19 protein-coding genes are annotated in these 18,726 nt (G+C 68.2%); 6 read left to right on the top strand and 13 right to left on the bottom strand.

Features of this window, described 5'->3' with window-relative positions; all coding sequences use genetic code 11:
• Positions 1 to 24 precede the first annotated feature (24 nt).
• The 3 genes from ACIBTM_RS11960 to ACIBTM_RS11950 all read right to left on the bottom strand — a co-directional run bounded on the left by ACIBTM_RS11960 (position 25) and on the right by ACIBTM_RS11950 (position 3,109).
• Entirely contained in the window at positions 25 to 1,341 is a 1,317-nt protein-coding gene (locus ACIBTM_RS11960; protein ID WP_395876483.1) for a citrate synthase, read from the bottom strand.
• A gap of 192 nt (positions 1,342 to 1,533) precedes the next feature.
• Positions 1,534 to 2,475 carry a carbohydrate kinase gene (locus ACIBTM_RS11955; protein ID WP_395876482.1) on the bottom strand — a complete coding sequence of 314 codons (942 nt, stop codon included), beginning with the start codon at positions 2,473 to 2,475 and terminating at the stop codon, positions 1,534 to 1,536.
• A 43-nt stretch (positions 2,476 to 2,518) separates the two neighbouring features.
• Positions 2,519 to 3,109: a TetR/AcrR family transcriptional regulator gene (locus ACIBTM_RS11950; RefSeq protein ID WP_395876481.1), complete on the bottom strand. Its 591-nt coding sequence runs from the start codon at positions 3,107 to 3,109 to the stop codon at positions 2,519 to 2,521.
• A gap of 103 nt (positions 3,110 to 3,212) precedes the next feature.
• Here ACIBTM_RS11950 and ACIBTM_RS11945 point away from each other — a divergent pair, with 103 nt between their 5' ends.
• Together ACIBTM_RS11945 and ACIBTM_RS11940 are read left to right on the top strand one after the other, a co-directional pair.
• Positions 3,213 to 4,358, top strand: a complete 1,146-nt coding sequence (locus ACIBTM_RS11945) for an acyl-CoA dehydrogenase family protein (protein WP_395876480.1) — start codon at positions 3,213 to 3,215, stop codon at positions 4,356 to 4,358.
• A 73-nt stretch (positions 4,359 to 4,431) separates the two neighbouring features.
• On the top strand, positions 4,432 to 5,049 hold the full coding sequence (locus ACIBTM_RS11940) for a Uma2 family endonuclease (protein ID WP_395876479.1): 618 nt from the start codon (positions 4,432 to 4,434) through the stop codon (positions 5,047 to 5,049).
• Positions 5,050 to 5,091: 42 nt separating this feature from the next.
• On the opposite strand, the gene ACIBTM_RS11935 is transcribed toward ACIBTM_RS11940, so the two are convergent.
• Genes ACIBTM_RS11935 through ACIBTM_RS11925 form a run of 3 tightly spaced genes read right to left on the bottom strand, consistent with a single transcriptional unit; the run spans position 5,092 to position 7,732 of the window.
• Entirely contained in the window at positions 5,092 to 6,321 is a 1,230-nt protein-coding gene (locus ACIBTM_RS11935) for an amidohydrolase (RefSeq protein WP_395876478.1), read from the bottom strand.
• A gap of 11 nt (positions 6,322 to 6,332) precedes the next feature.
• The gene (locus ACIBTM_RS11930; RefSeq protein WP_395876477.1) at positions 6,333 to 6,824 is read right to left on the bottom strand and encodes a GNAT family N-acetyltransferase; all 492 of its coding nucleotides are present in this window, start codon (positions 6,822 to 6,824) and stop codon (positions 6,333 to 6,335) included.
• Positions 6,825 to 6,826: 2 nt separating this feature from the next.
• Positions 6,827 to 7,732 carry an aldose 1-epimerase family protein gene (locus ACIBTM_RS11925; protein ID WP_395876476.1) on the bottom strand — a complete coding sequence of 302 codons (906 nt, stop codon included), beginning with the start codon at positions 7,730 to 7,732 and terminating at the stop codon, positions 6,827 to 6,829.
• A 52-nt stretch (positions 7,733 to 7,784) separates the two neighbouring features.
• On the opposite strand from ACIBTM_RS11925, the gene ACIBTM_RS11920 reads away from it, so the two are divergent.
• Positions 7,785 to 9,347 carry a fatty acyl-CoA synthetase gene (locus ACIBTM_RS11920; RefSeq protein WP_395876475.1) on the top strand — a complete coding sequence of 521 codons (1,563 nt, stop codon included), beginning with the start codon at positions 7,785 to 7,787 and terminating at the stop codon, positions 9,345 to 9,347.
• 154 nt (positions 9,348 to 9,501) lie between these two features.
• On the opposite strand, the gene ACIBTM_RS11915 is transcribed toward ACIBTM_RS11920, so the two are convergent.
• Complete coding sequence (locus ACIBTM_RS11915) at positions 9,502 to 10,281, bottom strand: hypothetical protein (RefSeq protein WP_395876474.1); 780 nt, start codon at positions 10,279 to 10,281, stop codon at positions 9,502 to 9,504.
• Positions 10,278 to 10,994, bottom strand: coding sequence for a helix-turn-helix domain-containing protein (locus tag ACIBTM_RS11910; RefSeq protein WP_395876473.1), 717 nt, complete (start codon positions 10,992 to 10,994; stop codon positions 10,278 to 10,280). The genes ACIBTM_RS11915 and ACIBTM_RS11910 overlap by 4 nt, the downstream gene beginning before the upstream one ends.
• Positions 10,995 to 11,117: 123 nt before the next feature.
• Between ACIBTM_RS11910 and ACIBTM_RS11905 the strand changes: the two genes are divergently transcribed.
• From ACIBTM_RS11905 to ACIBTM_RS11895, 3 genes are read left to right on the top strand one after another with little or no spacing between them, the layout of a single operon-like run.
• Positions 11,118 to 11,681: a TetR/AcrR family transcriptional regulator gene (locus ACIBTM_RS11905; RefSeq protein ID WP_395876472.1), complete on the top strand. Its 564-nt coding sequence runs from the start codon at positions 11,118 to 11,120 to the stop codon at positions 11,679 to 11,681.
• A complete protein-coding gene (locus tag ACIBTM_RS11900) occupies positions 11,681 to 12,511 on the top strand; it encodes an MBL fold metallo-hydrolase (protein ID WP_395876471.1) in 831 nt (276 codons plus the stop codon). Before ACIBTM_RS11905 ends, ACIBTM_RS11900 begins: the two co-directional genes overlap by 1 nt.
• The gene (locus ACIBTM_RS11895; protein ID WP_395876470.1) at positions 12,508 to 13,332 is read left to right on the top strand and encodes an MBL fold metallo-hydrolase; all 825 of its coding nucleotides are present in this window, start codon (positions 12,508 to 12,510) and stop codon (positions 13,330 to 13,332) included. Before ACIBTM_RS11900 ends, ACIBTM_RS11895 begins: the two co-directional genes overlap by 4 nt.
• A gap of 13 nt (positions 13,333 to 13,345) precedes the next feature.
• Here the strand turns inward: ACIBTM_RS11895 and ACIBTM_RS11890 are convergent, their stop codons facing one another.
• From ACIBTM_RS11890 to ACIBTM_RS11870, 5 genes are all read right to left on the bottom strand, one after another.
• Positions 13,346 to 14,731: an APC family permease gene (locus ACIBTM_RS11890; RefSeq protein ID WP_395876469.1), complete on the bottom strand. Its 1,386-nt coding sequence runs from the start codon at positions 14,729 to 14,731 to the stop codon at positions 13,346 to 13,348.
• Positions 14,732 to 14,826: 95 nt separating this feature from the next.
• A complete protein-coding gene (locus ACIBTM_RS11885; RefSeq protein WP_395876468.1) occupies positions 14,827 to 15,411 on the bottom strand; it encodes a DUF3558 domain-containing protein in 585 nt (194 codons plus the stop codon).
• A gap of 24 nt (positions 15,412 to 15,435) precedes the next feature.
• Positions 15,436 to 16,719 (bottom strand): MFS transporter, encoded by a 1,284-nt coding sequence (locus ACIBTM_RS11880; RefSeq protein WP_395876466.1) that lies wholly within the window; start codon positions 16,717 to 16,719, stop codon positions 15,436 to 15,438.
• A 285-nt stretch (positions 16,720 to 17,004) separates the two neighbouring features.
• The gene (pdxH, locus tag ACIBTM_RS11875; RefSeq protein WP_395876465.1) at positions 17,005 to 17,700 is read right to left on the bottom strand and encodes a pyridoxamine 5'-phosphate oxidase; all 696 of its coding nucleotides are present in this window, start codon (positions 17,698 to 17,700) and stop codon (positions 17,005 to 17,007) included.
• A gap of 517 nt (positions 17,701 to 18,217) precedes the next feature.
• Positions 18,218 to 18,589, bottom strand: coding sequence for a hypothetical protein (locus ACIBTM_RS11870; RefSeq protein WP_395876463.1), 372 nt, complete (start codon positions 18,587 to 18,589; stop codon positions 18,218 to 18,220).
• Positions 18,590 to 18,726: the final 137 nt, after the last annotated feature.

Here is an 18,726-nt window from a genome sequence, read left to right as displayed (position 1 = left end):
TCATAGCGCTTGCGGGAGGGGGGATCAGCGCTCCGAGATGGGCGCGTAGTCCCGCGACGCGTAGCCGGTGTAGATCTGCCGCGGGCGGCCGATCTTGGTGGCCGGGTCCTGGATCATCTCGCGCCAGTGCGCGATCCAGCCCGGCAGGCGGCCGAGCGCGAACAGCACGGTGAAGTACTTCGTCGGGAAGCCGAGCGCCCGGTAGATCAGACCGGTGTAGAAGTCGACGTTCGGGTACAGCTTCCGCTCGATGAAGTAGTCGTCCGAGAGCGCGGTCTCTTCCAGCTTCTTCGCGATGTCGAGCAGCTCGTCGCCGCCCTTGAGCTTGGAGAGGATCTCGTCGGCGGTGTTCTTGATGATCTTCGCGCGCGGGTCGTAGTTCTTGTAGACCCGGTGCCCGAAGCCCATCAGGCGGACACCCTTTTCCTTGTTCTTCACGCGGGTGACGAAGTTCGCGACGTCGCCGCCCTCGGCCTTGATGCCCTCGAGCATGTCCAGCACCGCGCTGTTGGCGCCACCGTGCAGCGGGCCGAACAGCGCGTTGATGCCGGCCGAGATCGAGGCGAACAGGTTCGCCTCGGAGGAGCCGACGAGGCGCACGGTCGAGGTGGAGCAGTTCTGCTCGTGGTCGGCGTGCAGGATGAACAGCAGGTCGAGCGCCTTGGCGACGTCCGGGTCGACCTCGTAGGGCTCGGCGGGGAAGCCGAAGGTCATCCGCAGGAAGTTCTCGACCAGGCCGAGCGAGTTGTCCGGGTACAGCAGCGGCTGGCCGACGGACTTCTTGTACGCGTACGCGGCCAGGGTCGGGACCTTGGCCAGCAGCCGGATGGTGGACAGCTCGACGTTCGGTTCGTCGAACGGGTTGAGCGAGTCCTGGTAGAAGGTCGACAGCGCGGATACGGCGCTGGAGAGCACCGGCATCGGGTGCGCGTCACGCGGGAAGCCGCTGAAGAAGGCCTTCAGGTCTTCGTGCAGCAGGGTGTGGCGCTGGATCTTCTCGGTGAACTCCGACAGCTGCGTCTGGGTCGGCAGCTCGCCGTAGATGAGCAGGTACGAGACCTCGATGAAGGTCGACTTCTCGGCCAGCTGCTCGATCGGGTACCCGCGGTAGCGCAGGATGCCGGCGTCACCGTCGATGTAGGTGATGGCCGAGGACGCGGCGCCGGTGTTCACGAACCCCGGGTCGTGGGTGATGTACCCGGTCGTCGCCAGCAGCTTCCCCAGCTCGATCCCAGGCGCACCCTCCACCGGGTGGATCACCTTGAACTCGTGCTCGCCATTGGGCAGGCGCAGCGTCGCGGTCTCGCCGGACTGCCCCGCAGCCGTCGTCGCGTCGGACATGTAAGTCCCTCTCACGTTCAGCACGGGCCGGCGGCGCCTGTAGGTTCCACAGGTACGCCCTCTTTCACGCGCGTGACCCACGGCCTCGCTGCACACCGCCCCGCTGGGGTATGAATTCCCCTCCACGCTAGTCGAGAATGGGGTCAACGCGCAGCGGGTGAGTTGCTCACAACAGCCCCTTTGGGACCAGGTTCACACGGCGGATGCCATATCCGCGGCCGTCGGCGGTTCCGCCCCACTCCGCGAGACGGTGATCGACGCCGCTTTCGCCGCGAATTCGAGCGCCGCGCGCCAGCCGCCGGCGTCGAGAGTGGACACGTCGCGCACCCCATTCGAGTACAGCCATGCCAGCAGGGCGCCTTGCACGGTGTCCCCGGCGCCGATCGTGTCGACCACGTCGACCCGGCGTGACGGGACCTGCGCGATTTCCCCCGCTCGTGTGATGACGGACAACCCCTGCGCGCCGCGGGTGAGCACGACGGCATCGACTCCGCTAGAGGTCCAGACCTTTGCCGCGTCGACCGGATCGGCGCCTTCGGCGAGCCATTCCGTGTCGTCGTCGGAGATCTTGAGCAGGCGGACATACGGCAGCCAGGACCGGAACCTCGCCCGGTACGCCGCCGGATCCTCGATCAGCGCCGCTCGGATGTTCGGATCGAGAACGGTCAGCACGCCGCGCGCGGATTCGCGGCGCAACAGCGTTTCGTACGTGCTCGCACCCGGCTCCAGGACCATGCCGAGGGTGCCGAGGGAGAGCGCCGTCACATCTTCGGGGAGCGGGCCGGGGTCGGCGACGAGCCTGTCCGCGGTGCCCTCGGTGTAGAAGGTGTACTGCGCGGAACCCTTTTCGTCGAGCGCGACCACGGCGAGCGTCGTCGGCTCGTTTCCCCTCTGCAGCAAGGCGGTGTCGACACCGGAGGCGTGCAACCGGTCCACCAGCGCGACACCGAAGCGGTCATTCGAGACACGGGACAGGAAGCCCGTCGGGACGCCGAGCCGGCCGGCGGCGAGCGCGACGTTGTAAGGACCACCACCCATCCAGGGCAGCAGCGCGCGCAACCCACCGTCCACAGTGGAATCCAACGGTTCACCAGGAACGAGGTCGACCAGCGCCTCTCCACCCACGACGATCACGGGCGCGATGCTAGCCGAGGCGGTGGTTCCACCACCAGAATTGTCAGTTCAGGACATTTTTTGTCGCTATGCCGCCAAGGAGGAGTTCCGACAGCGCGGTGAACGCTTCGGCGTCGGTCACCCCGGTGCGCTGCCCGATCACGCCGGTCTGGATTCCCTCGATGATCAGCCCCGCCATTTCCGCGATCAGCCGCGCGTGCACCTCGCGGAAAACACCGTCGGTGACGCCGCGATCGATGAACGACCGGATCCGGGCGGCCGCGGCGCGGCTGTTGAGCTGATAGGCGTCCCGCGCCGGCGCGAATTCGGCGATGTCGGTCATGAAAGCGGCCGAGGCGCGATTCAGGTATTCGGAGATCCCGGCGAGATACTCGCCGAGGATCTTGCGGGCGTCGTCGATCCCGGCGATCCGCTCCTCCAGCAGCTCGGCGGCCCCCTTGAAAAAGTGGGTGACGACCTTCACCGCGAGCTGCTCCTTGCTGGGGGCGAGCGCGTAGAGGGTCGACTTCGAGCAGCGGAGCCTCGCGGCCAGGTCGTCCAGCGTGAACGGGGAGAACCCCTCGGCGAGGAAGAGCGCTTCGAGTTCCGAGAGCAGCGCTCTCTGACGCGCGGTGGGCTGGCGGCGCGAGGTCATCGGATCACTATCCCCTACGCGAACGGTGTACCCCCAGCGCCGTCTACTGTACGCTGAATCAGCCCACAGTACTGTTTTTAGTACCGTTCAGCTCGGAGGAGCCATGCCGGCGGACCGTCTGCTGCCCAGCACCGAGGCCCAGGATCTGATCGACCTGGCCAAGGAGATCGCGCGCGAGGAACTCGCCCCGATCGCGAGCAAGTACGAAGAGACCGCGCACTTCCCGCGCGAACAGTTCCGGCTGCTCGGGCAGGCCGGGCTGCTCGGCCTGCCGTACTCGGAGCGCTGGGGCGGCGGCGAGCTGCCGTACGAGGTGTACCTGCAGGTTCTGGAGGAGATCGCCGCGGCGTGGATGTCGGTGGGCGTCGGGCTTTCCGTGCACACGATGTCCTGCTTCGCGCTGGCGCACCACGGCACCGACGAGCAGCGTGACCGCTGGCTGCCCTCCATGCTGGAAGGCGGCCTGCTGGGTGCGTACGCGCTCTCGGAGACCCACGCCGGCTCCGACGCGGCCGCTCTCTCGACCCGCGCGCGGCTCGACGGCGACCGGTACGTCGTGAACGGCACGAAGGCGTGGATCACCCATGCGGGTGAGGCCGACTTCTACACGACGATGGTGCGTACCAGCGACGACGGCGGGCAGGGCATCAGCTGCCTGCTCGTCGACGCGGCGACGCCGGGCCTCTCGGCCGCGCCGCCCGAGCGGAAAATGGGTCTCACCGGGTCGACCACGGCACAGCTGATGTTCGAAGACGCCGCCGTCGACGCCGAACGCCGGATCGGCGAAGAGGGCCAGGGGCTGAAGATCGCGCTGTCGTCGCTCAGCTCCGGGCGGCTGGGCATCGCGGCGTGCGCCGTCGGGCTCGCGCAGGCCGCGCTGGACGAGGCGCTCGAATACGCGAAGGGTCGCACGCAGTTCGGGCGGCCGATCATCGAGTTCCAGGGCCTGGAGTTCCTGCTGGCCGACATGGCCGCGACCGTAGAGACCTCGCGCGCGATGTACCTCGACGCGGCCCGCCGCCGCGACCGCGGGCTGCCGTTCCAGCGGCAGGCGTCCATCGCGAAGCTCGTCGCGACCGACGGCGCGATGAAGGTGACCACCGACGCCGTGCAGGTCCTCGGCGGCGCCGGATACACGAAGGACTTCCCGGTGGAGCGGTACATGCGGGAGGCGAAGGTGCCGCAGATCTTCGAGGGCACGAACCAGATCCAGCGCATGGTGATCGCGCGGGAACTGCGGAAAGGCTGACACTCCGCGCTGCTACGATCACCGATGGTCACCACTTGGCCGTGAGACACCGTGGAAGACGCGAGGAGACGCTGTGACAGCCGTTCCCTATTCCACGACCGGGTCGCACGGTGAACCAGGGTGGGCCATCCCGGATCACCTGCTGTCGGTCGCGGAGTACGCGGCGCTCGGTGAGCCCGATTCCGGATTCACCGAGCTCGTGGAAGGCCGCCTCGTCAGGTCACCGAGCCCCAAGAGGAGACACAACAAGGCGCTGTACGCCTTGGCCAGGCAGCTGGAGTCGCAGCTGCCCGAGCACCTGGAATTCGTCCAGGACATCGACGTCGATCTGGGGCTGGTACCGCCCGGTGAGCCAGGTTTCGCCAGGCGCCCGGGTCTGATCATCGCCCTTCGCGAGGCAGGCGAACGGATCGACGAAGAAGACACGATGTATCACGCGGACGACGTCGTCGTGGTGGTCGAGATCGTGTCACCCGGCTCGAAGCGCACCGACTACGTGACCAAACACGGCGAGTACGCCGACGCGGGGATCCCGCATTACTGGATCGTCGACCTCAGCGAACCGGTCTCACTTGTCGCCTGTCACCAGGCGGGCGAACTCGGCTATCAGGACGCTCCGGCCATGACAGGCGAATTCAAGGCCGTCGAACCGTTTCCGGTGAAGCTGGATCTCGACCGGTTGCTGTCGTGAGTGATTCGGGTCCGTGGAACGACCCGAATCACTCACGAGCGGTCAAGCCTCGCGGTAGCGCCGGTCTTCGGCCACGCCGACCCCGGTCGCCTCGTCGAAGTGGTAGACCTCGCGGCCGCGCACGAACACGCGCATCGCCCGGTTCATCACGTCCAGCGGGTCGCCCGACCAGATGACCACGTCGGCGTCGAGGCCCGGCTTCAGCGAGCCGACCTGGTCGTCGAGGTCCAGCATCGCGGCCGGGTTGACGGTCAGCGCCTTCAGCGCGGTCTCCGGGTCCAGACCGTCCTTCACCGACAGCGCGGCCTGGTACACCAGGAAGTTGATCGGCACGACCGGGTGGTCCGTGGTGATCGCGATCTTCACGCCCGCCCTGGCGAGGATGCCGGGCGCGCGCAGGGTGCGGTTGCGCAGCTCCACTTTGGACTTGGTGGTGAACAGCGGCCCGAGGATCACCGGCACGTCCCGCTCGGCGAGCAGGTCCGCGATCAGGTGCCCTTCGGTGCCGTGGTTGATCACCAGTTTGTAGCCGAACTCGTCGGCCAGCCGGATCGCGGTGACCATGTCGTCGGCGCGGTGGACGTGCTGGTCCCAGTACAGCTCCCCGTCGAGGACCTTGGCCAGCGTCTCCTTGGTGAGGTCGACGTCGAACGGCTTGCCCTCGCCGGCGGCGTGCTCGCGCTGGGCGGCGTAGTTGCGCGCGGCGGTGAAGGCGTCACGGATGGTCGACGCGACGCCGAGCCTGGTCGACGGCGTCTGCTTCTTCTCGCCGTACACGCGCTTCGGGTTCTCGCCGAGCGCGCTTTTCACGCTGACACCCTCGGCGAAGATCATGTCGAGCACTGTCCGGCCCCAGGTCTTGACGCCGATCGTCTGCCCGCCGATGGGGTTCCCCGAGCCAGGCTTGATGACGACGCTGGTGACGCCGCCCGCGAGCGCGTCGTCGAAGCCGGGCTCGTACGGGTCGATCCCGTCGATCGCGCGGAACCGCGCGCCGTTGGGGTCGGTCATCTCATTGGTGTCGTTCCCGGACCAGCCTTCGCCGTCTTCGTGCACGCCGAGGTGGGCGTGCGCGTCGATGAACCCGGGCAGCACCCAGCTGCCCGCGGCGTCGACCAGTTCGGCGTCGTCGGGGACGTCGACCTCGGCGTCCGTGCCGACCGCGACGATCTTCCCGTTCTCGATGAGGACCGTGCCGCCGTCGATGGGATCACCGTCGACCGGGACGACGTAACCACCGACGATGGCCTTGACCTGTGCTTTGTCAGACATACTTTGACACGCTAACGAACTGGGCCACCGGTCCGCACGCGGGGCTTTTCGAAATGGACCAGTTCGTAGTGCTTCTCCGGCGTGCGGTGCGTCTCGACGTAGCCGAGCTTCCGGTACATCCGCAGCGGACCGGCGCTCCGCTCCCCGGTGAACAGGCGGAACACGGTCACCGAAGGCGGCGCGGCCGCTTCGGCGGCGAGCAGCAAGGAGCTGCCGAGCCCGTGTCCCTGCCTGTCCGGCGCGACGATGAGCCTGCCGACGAGACCGGCGCCGCCGTCCACGACGATCCGCACGCTCGCCACCAGCCGCCCGGATTCCCTGACGCCCCAGGCGAAACACGCGGGGTCACCCAGGGCTTGTTTCGCCTGCTCGAAGGTTTCCACCAGCGGCGGGAGGTCTAGGTTCTCGTGCTCCCTGGCCTCCGGGACGTACGCCGCGCGCTGCAGCGTGAGCACCTCTCCCGCGTCCGCGGGGCCCAGCCGGAGCGGCGACGACCGTGGCATCGTCAACGTACCCGGATTCCCCAGCTCCCGGTCCACGACGACGCGGGCTCCAGCTCGATCAGATCGGTGCCGGTGTTGAGCGCGTCGGCGGGGCAGGTCATCGGCTCGATCGCCACCGCCCGGCCGCGGCCGACCAGGTCGTCCGGCGTGAAGACCTGCGCCCAGCGGAAGTCCGGGCCCGCCCAGACCAGCAGCTCCCGGTCCTCGTGCGAGAGAACGTGGTGGTGGTTGCCGTCCTCGGCGACGCTCAGCCCGCCGAACGCCGTGTCCAGGTCGACGCCTTCGAGCAGCTTGCCGGACCGGAAGTCGTACTCGGTCCCCTCGACGTCCTGCTCGTCGGCGTACGGCATCTGCTCGTCGCCGAGATACGGCCGGACCCGGCTCGCGGGCAGCGTCAGAGTCAGCTCGTCGGTGGGCGTGTCGCCGATGCGGAAGTAGGGGTGCGTGCCGAGCCCGACACCGATGGGGCTCTCGCCCTCGTTGCGGATCTCGTGTGTCACGACCAGTTCGCGCGGCGAGATCTCGTAGGTGATCGTCGCGCGCAGCGGCACCGGCCAGCCTTCCTGCGCCGGGACGTCGATGGCCAGCGTGATCGACGACTCCGCGTGCTCCAGCAGCTCCCACTCCTCGTGCCGGGTCAGGCCGTGGATCGCGTTGCCGCGCGCCTCTTCGGTGATCGGAAGCTGCTGTTTCTCACCCTGGTGCACCCACTGGCCGCCCTTGGTGCGGTTCGGCCAGGGCAGCAGCACCTGCCCGGCGCCCTTCGGCGGCTTCTCGTCCTCGGCGAACGCCTCGACGTAAGGCACTCCGCCGACCTCGAACGCGCGCAACCCGGCACCGATCTCGGTGATGACGGCTCGCGCGTTGCCGCGGGTGATCTCGAACTGCTCTCCGGTGGGATTGGCCATGCGGACGAGGTTACTGTGAGAACGCCACGCCCGGACGAAGGAGACCGCCGCGATGACCGTTCCCGGCTACCCCAGCACCGTCGGCCGCATCCTGGAACGGAGCGCGCGCCGCGTCCCGGGCCGGGTCGCCCTCACGTTCGCCGATCGCGTGTGGACGTACGCGGAGCTCGACCGCGCGGCGGGCCGGGTCGCGGCGAAGCTGCTCGGCCGCGGGCTCGTCCACGGTGACCGGGTCGCGGCCTTCGGCAAGAACTCCGACGCGTACTTGTTGCTGTACCTCGGTTGCGCGCGGGCCGGGCTGGTGCACGTGCCGGTGAACTTCAACGCCCGCGGCGAGGAACTCGAATACCTGCTCACCCAGTCCGAGCCCGCCGTCGCCTTCGTCGACCCCGCGCTGGCCGAGCACGTCGGCGTCGATCATTTGTCCACAATGGACGTTCTGGACTGGGCGCTGGACGAGACCGTCGAGCCGCACGAGGAATCCGGGGTCGCGGACGATGACCTCGTCCAGTTGCTCTACACGTCCGGGACGACCTCGCGGCCGAAGGGCGCGATGCTCACCCATCGCGCGCTGGTGCACGAGTACTCGTCCTGCATCGCCGCGCTCGACCTGAGCGACCGCGACGTGCCGCTGCACGCGTTGCCGCTCTATCACTCGGCGCAGATGCACGTGTTCCTGATGCCCGGGCTGGCCGTCGGCGCGACGAACCATCTCGTCGAAGGGCCCGACCTCGGCGACATCCTGGCGCGGATTCCCCGGCAGGGCATCACTTCGCTGTTCTTCCCGCCGACCGTCTGGGTGGGACTCGCGAACCACCCCGGTCTCGCGGACGCGGATCTGAGCAACCTCACCAAGGCCTACTACGGCGCGTCGATCATGCCCGTCCCGGTGCTGAACGCGCTCCGCGCCCGACTGCCGGAAGTCGGTTTCTACAACTGCTTCGGCCAGTCGGAGATCGGTCCACTCGCGACAGTGCTCCGCCCCGAAGAGCACGACGCGCGGCCGGATTCCGTCGGCCGCCCGATCCTCTTCGTCGAGACCCGAGTGGTGGACGCCGAGATGAACGACCTCCCGCCGGGCGAACTCGGCGAGGTCGTGTACCGCTCTCCCCAGCTGTGCACCGGTTACTGGGGCAAGCCCGAGGAGTCGGTGGAGGCGTTCGCGGGCGGCTGGTTCCATTCCGGCGACCTGGTGCGGCAGGACGAGGAGGGTTACCTGTTCGTCGTCGACCGGATCAAGGACGTCGTCAACACCGGCGGCGTGCTCGTCGCGTCGCGAGAGGTGGAAGACGCGCTGTACGCGCATGCCGCCGTCGCCGAGGTCGCCGTCGTCGGCCTGCCGCACGAACGCTGGATCGAGGCGATCGCGGCGGTGGTCGTGGTGAAGGAACCCGTCGGAGAAGCGGAACTGATCGAGTTCGCCAAGAAGTCGCTGGCGGCGCACAAGGTGCCGAAGTCGGTGCATTTCGTCGGCGAACTGCCGAAGAACGCGTCCGGGAAGCTGCTCAAACGCGAGCTGCGGCAACAGTTCGGCGGGTCAGCGTCCGCGATCGGTGTCCAGGGACCGCCCGGGCGCGGCGGATTCTCCGGATCCCAGCCGAGTTCGCGGTCTTGAAACACCTGCGTGAGCAACGGGCACCATCGCGGATCGAGATGTTCGCGCGCCCATCCACTGCGCGCATCACGTCCGGAGACGGTTCGTCGACCAGGTTCGCGATCGGCGGGCCGTCGTGTGGAGGCTGTTGCAGTCGGTGCACCAGATCAGGACGCTACCCGGTCTCGCGCAAGATCTCCCAAGCATTGAACCCGTCTTCGGCGTGAGGATCGCCGAGCGCGAGCCAGGCCGGATGCCGTGGGTCGTCGAGGCCATCGACCAGGCAACCGAACCGCGGCGTGAGCGGCGGGTCACCGGGAAAGAGCCCATCGGGATCGTCGACGAGCGAAGTCAGGAACGCGATGTCGGAGACATGACGGCTGAGCACGCCTGGCTTCGGCGGCTCATCGATCAGGGCCTTCACCTTGACCACCAAAGCCGCGGCCAGCCCCGGCAAGTACAGCGTCGCCGACCTTCCGCCATAGGTCGCGGTGAGCGGCCGCGCGTCGTCGAGCGCGGTCTTGCCACCCGGGATCGACACGATCTTTCCGGCGGGCGTCCGGAGTCGTGGCGTGGCACGAGCGCCGAGCTTGTCCGGCGCGAGGATGTCGACCACCATGCCGGTTACCGGATGAAGGTAGCGATGAGCCTTGCCGTCCGCACTGATGCCGTCGACCTCATAGCCCAGCCTCTTGAGCACCTGATGTGCACGAGGGAAGGCGTCGAGCGTGAACCGAACGTCGAAGAGTAGGTCGATGTCCTTCGTCACCCGAGGGATCGACCGATCGGCCAGCAGGCCGTGCAGGATGACCATCTGCCCGCCGATCATGACCCAGGGCTCGGGTAGCCGGTCGGCAAGGTCGAACATCGCGGGCCAGACGACTCGGTCATTCTCGCCCTGCAACAGCGGCAATGCCAGTGTTCCCAGACCGGCTCGCGGCGCGGAATCGCTCATTCGCCGAGCTTATGGACCTCGCCCAAACGAGTGAGAAGTTGTTGTGCCGCGAGGACAGAACGTTCGTCCCCAGCATCGAGGAGGTCCGCCGCGACAGCCGCCGGGATCGCAAGGCCGCCCGCACCCGGCGGACGCAGAACGCCGGACAGGGCGGGAACACGAATCACCACGTTGGGTTCCGCGCTGTTCAGGCGGAGCCGCCGTGACCGCGCGAGTTCGTCGAACCGGACGGCATCCACATAGAACTCTTCATCGGCGCTGCCCGCCATGAGGTCGGCACCGTGGCGCCCGGCAGCGACAGGACCACTGACGACGGCGTACGGATCTTCCCGGAGTCGCGCGAGCGGCCCTGCCAGCATTCGTACGCGGTGCACGCGCGCGCGACCGGAGAGCAGGCGTGGCCAGTGGGCGGGCACGCGTTCCCGCGCGTAGCGCTTGAGCCGGACCCGTTCCGACGGCGAGATCCATGACGGCTGGTAGCCGCTCAACGACCACAGGAAGCCCCACGCCATCCGCGAGGAGAGCGGACGGCCGGCAGCGGGCTTCACCACGCTCTTCCGATGCTCGACCGACCGGGCGTCGACAAGCAGTTCGTGACCTATCCGGACCGCGTCGAGCCTGCCGCCGTGCACGAGTTCGCGGACGCGCTCCCGCGAGATATCCAGAGCTCGCGCCGCCTGCGCGACCGGAAGCAACTGGGCCGAGTCGACCATGTCCACTCCCTTCGATCGCCGATCGGTTCACCGCCAAGTTTACACAAACATCCGTAAGCAAGAAGGTTTGTGTAAACCGCGCTTACTAGACCGGTCGTCATAGTTTGAGCTACAGTCGTCCGCATGGTTCGCCGCACCGACACCCGGCAGCGCATGCTCGACTCCGCCGCCGACCTCTTCCACCAGCAGGGTTACCACGCCACCGGGCTCAACCAGCTCGTCGCCGCCGTCGGCGCCCCCAAGGGATCGCTCTACTTCCATTTCCCCGGCGGCAAGGAGCAGTTGGCCGCCGAAGCCATCCGCCAGTCCGCCGACCGGCTCTGCGACCAGCTGCGCACGATCGCCGCGAACGCGCCCGACATCGTCACCGGTATCGAGAACGTGGTCGACGCGCTGGCGACCTCGCTGGAGGAGTCGGATTTCCAGCGCGGCTGCCCGCTCGCGACGGTCGCGCTCGACGCGTCGGGTGACAGCGAGGCGATCCGCCAGGCCTGCGCCGACGGCTACACCTCCTGGCACACCGTCATCGCCGACGCGCTGGACACCGCCAAGGCGGACCACCTGGCGACGGTCGTCCTCGCCGCCATCGAGGGCGGGTTGCTGCTGGCCAAGACGTTGCACGACACCGCGCCACTGCGCGCGATCGCCCCTCACCTCCGCACCACACTCGAACGGGAGCTCTCCTGATGCGCGTCCATCACCTGAACTGCGGAACCCTGCGGCCGCTCGGCGGCAAACTCATCGACGGCAAGCCCGGCCTGTTCCGCCGCGCCGAACTGATCTGCCACTGCCTTCTGCTGGAGACCGACAACGGGCTCGTGCTCGTCGAAACCGGCGTCGGCACCCCCACCGTCAGTCGGCCGGCTGAATGGCTCGGCGCCGGTTTCGTCCGGATGATCCACCCCGTCAGCGACGACGACCTCAGCGCCACCACCCAGATCCGCAAGCTCGGCTTCGACCCGGCCGACGTGCGCGACATCGTGCTCACCCACCTCGACCTCGACCACGCGGGCGGGCTCGTCGACTTCCCCCACGCGCGGGTCCACGTCCACGATCGCGAGCTTCAGGCGCTGGAGAAGCCGATCGACCGCAAGGAGGCGAGCCGCTACCGCAAGGTGCAGTTCGGCCACGGGCCGATCTGGCGGTCGTACCGCGCCGACGGCGAGCCGTGGTTCGGTTTCGACGCCGTCCGCGAGCTCGAAGGGGTCCCGGACGTGCTGATCATCCCCCTCGCCGGGCACACCCGCGGCCACGCCGGGATCGCGGTCGACACGGGTGACGGCTGGCTCCTCAACGCCGGCGACGCCGTCTTCCACGGCGGCGAACTGGAGCAAAAGCCGCACATCCCCTTCGCCTTGGGCGTCTTCGAGTCGTACATGCAGACGGAGAAGGCGGCACGACTGGACAACCAGCGCCGGCTGCGCGAACTTGTCAGTAACAACGGTGCCGAGGTGACGGTCTTCGCCGCGCACGACGCCACCGCATTCGAACGGCTCAGCCAGAGGAGCAGGCTATGAAGGTGCACCACCTGAACTGCGGCACGATGCGCGCACCGGGAGGCAAGCTGCTCGACGGCCAGCCGGGGCTGCTGCGCCGCTCGGAGCTGGTGGCGCACTGCCTGCTCATCGAGACCGGCGACGGGCTCGTGCTGGTGGACACCGGTTTCGGCCGCAAGGGCGTCGAGAATCCCGGCGCCTGGCTCGGGACGCCGTTCACGATCATGGTCGGCGCGAAGCCGGTCGAGACGGAGACGGCGGCCCACCACGTCGAGGCGCTCGGCCACCGGCTCGAAGACGTCCGGCACATCATCTGCACCCACCTCGACGTCGACCACGCGGGCGGGCTCGCGGACTTCCCGAACGCCGTCGTGCACGTCCGCACGGCGGAGCACGACGCGGCGACGTCGCCGTCCAATCAGAGCGAGAAGCTCCGCTTCCGCGCCAACCAGTTCGCCCACCGTCCACTGTGGAGCATGTACGACGAGGCCGGGGACGACTGGTTCGGCTTCCAGGCCGTCCGCGAGCTCAAGGGCCTGCCGCCGGAGATCCTGCTGGTGCCGCTCGCGGGTCACACCAAGGGCCACACCGGCGTCGCGGTCGACACCGGCGACGGCTGGCTGCTGCACGCGGGAGACGCATACTTCTTCCACGGTCAGATGGACCCGGTGAAGCCGCATTGCCCGCCGGGAATGACCGCGTTCCAGAACATGGTGCAGACGCTGCGCAAACCGCGGCTGGAGAACGTCGAACGGCTGCGCGAGCTGAGCCGGGAACACGCCGACGACGTCACCGTGTTCTCGGCCCACAGCCCGGTGGAGTACCAGGCGCTCAGTCGCTGAAAGAAGGCCGCGGCTAGCCGACCGGCGGCTCGATGGGCTGCCGGTCTTCTTCCTTGTGCGTGGCCCGCATGACGAGCCAGTTGATCCCCCACAGCACGATGCCGACGCCGAGCAGGATCGCGGCGACCTTGTAGTCGCGCGCCGGCCGCCCGGACAGCGGTGTCACCAGGTAGACGCAGAAGATCGCGGCCAGCACCGGGACGATCGTCGGTGCGCGGAAATGCTTGTGCGCCGCCTTTTCCTTGCGCAGCACCAAGACCGCGACGTTGACGATGGCGAACACCGCCAGCAGCAACAGCGCCGTCGTGCCGCCGAGCACCCCGATATCCACAAAGGACACGAGGCCGATCGCGATCAGGCTGGTGAACACGATCGCCACCCACGGGCTGCGGCGGAACGGGTGCACGGTGCCGAGCTGCTTCGGGATGATCCGCTGGTTCGCCATGCCGTAGAGCAGGCGGCTGGCCATCAGCATGTTGATCAGCGCCGAGTTGATGACCGCGAAGAGACCGATCGCCGAGAACACTTCACGCGGGAAGCCAGGCGCCCCGACGTCGAGCACCTTCAGCAACGCGCTGCTCTTGGCCGCCGCCAGATCGTCCGCGGGCACCAGCAGCGAAGAGGTCACCGAGACCATGATGTAGATGGTCGCGGCGATGACCATGCCCCACAGCATCGCCTTCGGGAAGATCCGGATCGGGTCCTTGCACTCCTCGGCCATGTTCACCGAGTCCTCGAAACCGACCATCGCGAAGAACGCCAGCGACGTCGCCGAGGTGATCGCCACCAGCATCGTCTGGTTCTCGGTGTCGAACTCGACCAGCCGCGAGGCGTCCCCGTTGCCGTTCAGCACCGCCCACACACCGACCCCGATGATGATCAGCAGACCGCCGATCTCGATGCAGGTCAGCACCACGTTGGTCTTCACCGATTCGGAGACCCCGCGGAAGTTGATCAGCGCGAGGCCGATCACGAACAGGATCGCCACCAGTGGCATCGGCGCGGTGATGAACTCCTTGAGATAGGTCTCCCCGAACGCCTTCGCCGCCGACGAAGCCGACGTGATCCCGGAGCACATCACCGCGAACGCCACCATGAAGGTGAGGAAGCGGATCTTGAACGCCTTGTGCGTGTAGAGCGCGGCCCCCGCCGCCTGCGGGTACTTCCCGACCAGTTCCAGGTAGCTGAACGCGGTCATGAACGCGACCACGAACGCGATCAGGAACGGCAGCCAGAGCGCGCCGCCCACCCGGCCGGCCACCTGCCCGGTGAGCGCGTAGACGCCCGTCCCGATGATGTCCCCCACCACGAAGAACAGCAGGAGCTTGGAACCCATGACCCGTTTGAGGCTCGGCTGACCGGCCGGACCGGTCTGTTCTGTTGTCGTCGTGTCCGCCATGCGGCAAGAGTGTGCCGCATCACGTCTGTGGCCGACAGTCCGATTTGGTCAGTTCTTCGTCACGGGTTGACGAAGGCCTGCTCGGGGTAATCCACTCAGTTGGCGTCGACCGCGGTCTTCACCAGCGGGACCATCATGTCCTGCGTCATCTTCACCGGACCGGTGTAGTTGACCAGCACCGGGACGTTGCCCACGAGTTCGGCGGACGCCAGCGTCGCGGTCTTGGTCTCGTCGGTGTAGTAGATGGCGCCTTCGCCGACACCGGCGACGTCCTTGGCGTTCTGCTTGGCCTTCTTCAGCGCGGCGATCATCTCGGCGGGCTTGATCTTGTTGCCTTCGAAGCGGGTCACCGCGAGCGCGCCGATCTGCTTTCCGGCGGCCGAGTAGACGCAGCTCTTGGCCTTGCCTCCGTTGGCGGCGTTGTCCTGCACCGGGCCCGGCGCCGACGTCACGCCCTGGATGGAGACGGCCTTGCCGACGGCCTCGGCGGGCAGCAGCGCGCACGGCTCCTTCGCACCGGCGCCACCGGTGGGAGCGGCCGACGAACTCGGCGCGGCGGAGGGCGCGGGAGCCTGGCTCGACGGCTTGGCCGCGTTGTCCGTCTTTTCGTCCCCGGACGAGCAGGCGGAAAGGGTCGCGATGACAGCGGCGAACAGGATGATCGCCCGTGAAATACGCATGGGCCCGACGATAGACCGGACGGCTCAGTCCACCGGGGCCCGGTACCGCCAGAACGACGGGATCAGCAGCGCCGCGCCGACGACCAGCACGATGACCAGCACCCCGCCGCCGGAGGCCGCGGCGGCCGTGCCGACCCCGGCGGCGGCCCAGCCGTGGGTGAGGTCGGCGATCCGCGGGCCGCCCGCGACGACGACGGTGAACACGCCCTGCAGCCGTCCGCGCATCTCGTCGGTGGTGGCGACCTGCAGGATCGACATCCGGTAGATCGCGCTGACCATGTCGGCCGCGCCGGCGAGCGCCATGAAGAACACCGCGAGCCACAGCGAGTTCGCGAGCCCGAAACCGGCGACGGCGGCGCCCCAGACACAGACCGAGACGATCACGCCCGCGCCCTGGTTGCGGATCCTGGTCAGCCAGCCGGAGAAGAGGCCGATCAGCATCGCGCCCGCGGGGAGCGCGGCGTACAGCCAGCCCAGCGCCGGACCGCCGCCGGGCGGGTCGCCGAAGGTGCGCTCCGCCATCTCCGGGATCAGCGCGCGCGGCATGCCCGCGACCATCGCGATGATGTCGACGAGGAACGAGGCCAGCAGGATCTTCTGCGTGGCCAAGTACTTGAAGCCGTCGATGATGTCGCGGATCCCGGCCCGGCGCGCGATCTCGCCGAGCGGCGGGATCGGGGGAAGCCGGTAGACCGCGACGAGCGTGGCCGTCAGCGCGGCGACGTCGATCAGGTAGAGCGTCGAGAGGCCGAGGACCGGGATCAGCGATCCGGCGAGCAGCGGGCCGAAGACCGCGCCGAAGGTGGCCATCGTGCTGCTCAGCGCGGTCGCGGGTGCGATCAGGCTGTCCGGGACCAGCCGGGCGACCACGGCGCTGCGGGTCGGCATGTTGACCGCGAAGAACGCCTGATTGACCGCGAGCAGGCCCAGTACGAGCCAGACGGAGCCGATGTCCAGGAACGCCTGGAGCCACAGGACCGCCGAAGTGAGCGTGACGCCGACGTTGGTGACGAGGAGCAGCTTGCGGCGGTCGACGGCGTCCGCGATGGCGCCGCCCCAGAGACCGAAGACGAGCAGCGGGACCAGTGCGACCAGGCCGGTCAGGCCGACGTAGGCCGACGAGCCGGTGAGGTCGAAGACCTGTTTGGGGACCGCGACGGCGGTGAGCTGACTGCCGATCGCGGTGACCGCGGTGGAGAGCCAGAGGCGGCGGAACGCGGGGATCTTGAGCGGCCGGGTGTCGACGACGATCGAGCCGAACAGCTTGCGGACACCTTTGCGCTGTTCAACCCCCACGTCGTCACTCACAACCAGACAGCTTAGCCGCGCTAACTAACCATCCGCGCGCGATTTAGGTCACCCGATCACGCGTGAAGGCCGTGCCGCCGTGGCCCGGTGACCCAGGTGACCGAGTCTCAGGTGACCCAACGGTCTCCCGGGAGCGCGCCAGCGCGACGGGGAGACTTCACCGCCGCGCGCCCTCTTTTGGGCCGAAGGCCCCCGGAAACGCGATGAAGGGGCGCCTCTCCGCTCAACGTGACGTTGAGCGGAACGACGCCCCTTCGGCGCGTTTGCGGAAGCGCGCGGCAAAAATTACGGCGCGACGCGCTCGATCTGCCAGCCGTCGTCGGTCCGGACGTAGCGGAGCCTGTCGTGCATGCGGTCCTCGCGGCCCTGCCAGAACTCGACGACGTCGGGCCGGATGCGCCACCCGCCCCAGTGCGGCGGGAACGGGATGTTCTCGACGTCGGCGAAGCGGCGCTCGATGCCGTGCAGCGCGGTCTCCAGGGCGCGGCGGCCGTCGACGACGCGGGACTGCGGCGAGGCCCAGGCCCCGAGCTGCGAACCCCGCGGGCGGGACGCCCAGTACTCGGCGGTCTCGGCGACGTTGACCTTCTCCACCTCGCCGCGCACGTGGACCTGACGCTGCAGGGGGTACCACGGGAAGGTGATCGACGCGTAGCGCGTCGCGGTGAGGTCGTGGCTCTTGGTGGACGTGTAGTTCGTGTAGAACACGACGCCGCGCTCGTCGAGGCCCTTGCACAGGACGGTCCGGGAGGACGGCCTGCCCTCCTGGTCGGCCGTGGCGAGCACCATCGCGTTCGGTTCGGCGATCCCGGCGGAGACGGCCTGGTTCAGCCAGTCCTGCAGCTGGGCGGTCCAGGTCTCCGCCAGCGCGGATTCGTCGAAGGCGGCCCCTTCGTAGGCAACCCGCATCCCGGGCAGGCGCACGACGGCGTTGTCTCCGTCGGCAGCGCCAGCAGCGCCGTTCTTGATCTCCGGCATCATCCGCCAAACCTCCGTACCCGGTCGGGGCATCTGTGACTTCGGCTTTGCCGCCGACGGTATTGCCTCCGACGCGGCGGCGAAACCCACTGAACGGTGACACCCGCCACCCCTCCCGGATCATCTGTGTGTAGCCGCTGGACCGCAAGCCGTCACCTCCCCGTTACCCGGCCGAGCCTGATCGATCAAGGCCGAACGTCGGTCACCCGGGATCTTCGCTCCGTTTCGGCCCGCCCGCCCGCGAAATCGCGCCCGGCTTCACAAACGGTGGAAATGCCCTGGACAGACCGGGTCCACGCGGATGGGCAAGGAATTCTTTCCGCTTTTGTTTCGCCGATATTTCGGCGCTCCGCGAATAGTTCTTCCGGTTTTCACGGCGGCGCCCGGGCCCGTCCGAGCCAATTCTGTCGGTTGACAGAAATTACCGGCCGGAACATCTCCCCCGGATGTGCCGTCGGAGGCCTGGCTCCGGGACGCAATTCGCGTCCCGAAACCGGCCTCCGCTTCTTCCGCCGTGTTGTCAGTTCGTGACAGTGAACTCCGCGCGGACGATCCAGCCCCAGCAGTCGTACGTCGCCGTGTAGCGCCCCGGCACCGTCCCCACCGGACCGTCGCCGCGCAACGCGACACCGATGCCGCCGGTGCCGCCGTCGCCCACCACCCGCAAGGGGATCGGGGCGGCGAGACCGTCCGCGACGAGGGACGTCGCGAGCTCGCCCGCACCCGACGGGCGCAGGCAGTAGATATCCGCGGTGACCGTCCCACCTGCGACGACAGCGCTCGGGCTCATGACCAGACTGGACGGTCTGGTCGCGTTCGCCGGTCCGGCACCGGCCAAGGTGGACAAGATCGCCGCCCCCGCGACGCATAACGCGGCCGAACGAATTTTCATCCTCTGCTCCCTCCCGAAGGGCGGGCGAAGATTTCACCCGCCACCCGATGGACGTACGACGTCCTGGACCGGGTTGTCCACCTCGCGAGACTCCGCCCAATGGTGCGAACGGCTGGATTTAGCAGAATGTGACAGCG

The organism is Amycolatopsis sp. NPDC049868, assembly GCF_044461365.1.
Classification (GTDB): domain Bacteria; phylum Actinomycetota; class Actinomycetes; order Mycobacteriales; family Pseudonocardiaceae; genus Amycolatopsis.
This window is presented reverse-complemented; position numbering and strand designations above follow the sequence as displayed.

Coding starts and splice junctions, on each gene's coding strand:
- ACIBTM_RS11915 (WP_395876474.1), bottom strand. CDS start 10,281: ATGAGCGATTCCGCGCCGCGAGCCGGTCTGGGAACACTGGCATTGCCG.
- ACIBTM_RS11925 (WP_395876476.1), bottom strand. CDS start 7,732: ATGGCCAATCCCACCGGAGAGCAGTTCGAGATCACCCGCGGCAACGCG.
- ACIBTM_RS11900 (WP_395876471.1), top strand. CDS start 11,681: ATGCGCGTCCATCACCTGAACTGCGGAACCCTGCGGCCGCTCGGCGGC.
- ACIBTM_RS11930 (WP_395876477.1), bottom strand. CDS start 6,824: ATGCCACGGTCGTCGCCGCTCCGGCTGGGCCCCGCGGACGCGGGAGAG.
- ACIBTM_RS11935 (WP_395876478.1), bottom strand. CDS start 6,321: ATGTCTGACAAAGCACAGGTCAAGGCCATCGTCGGTGGTTACGTCGTC.
- ACIBTM_RS11885 (WP_395876468.1), bottom strand. CDS start 15,411: ATGCGTATTTCACGGGCGATCATCCTGTTCGCCGCTGTCATCGCGACC.
- ACIBTM_RS11950 (WP_395876481.1), bottom strand. CDS start 3,109: ATGACCTCGCGCCGCCAGCCCACCGCGCGTCAGAGAGCGCTGCTCTCG.
- ACIBTM_RS11905 (WP_395876472.1), top strand. CDS start 11,118: ATGGTTCGCCGCACCGACACCCGGCAGCGCATGCTCGACTCCGCCGCC.
- ACIBTM_RS11920 (WP_395876475.1), top strand. CDS start 7,785: ATGACCGTTCCCGGCTACCCCAGCACCGTCGGCCGCATCCTGGAACGG.
- ACIBTM_RS11895 (WP_395876470.1), top strand. CDS start 12,508: ATGAAGGTGCACCACCTGAACTGCGGCACGATGCGCGCACCGGGAGGC.
- ACIBTM_RS11910 (WP_395876473.1), bottom strand. CDS start 10,994: ATGGTCGACTCGGCCCAGTTGCTTCCGGTCGCGCAGGCGGCGCGAGCT.
- ACIBTM_RS11960 (WP_395876483.1), bottom strand. CDS start 1,341: ATGTCCGACGCGACGACGGCTGCGGGGCAGTCCGGCGAGACCGCGACG.
- ACIBTM_RS11890 (WP_395876469.1), bottom strand. CDS start 14,731: ATGGCGGACACGACGACAACAGAACAGACCGGTCCGGCCGGTCAGCCG.
- ACIBTM_RS11945 (WP_395876480.1), top strand. CDS start 3,213: ATGCCGGCGGACCGTCTGCTGCCCAGCACCGAGGCCCAGGATCTGATC.
- ACIBTM_RS11870 (WP_395876463.1), bottom strand. CDS start 18,589: ATGAAAATTCGTTCGGCCGCGTTATGCGTCGCGGGGGCGGCGATCTTG.
- pdxH (WP_395876465.1), bottom strand. CDS start 17,700: ATGATGCCGGAGATCAAGAACGGCGCTGCTGGCGCTGCCGACGGAGAC.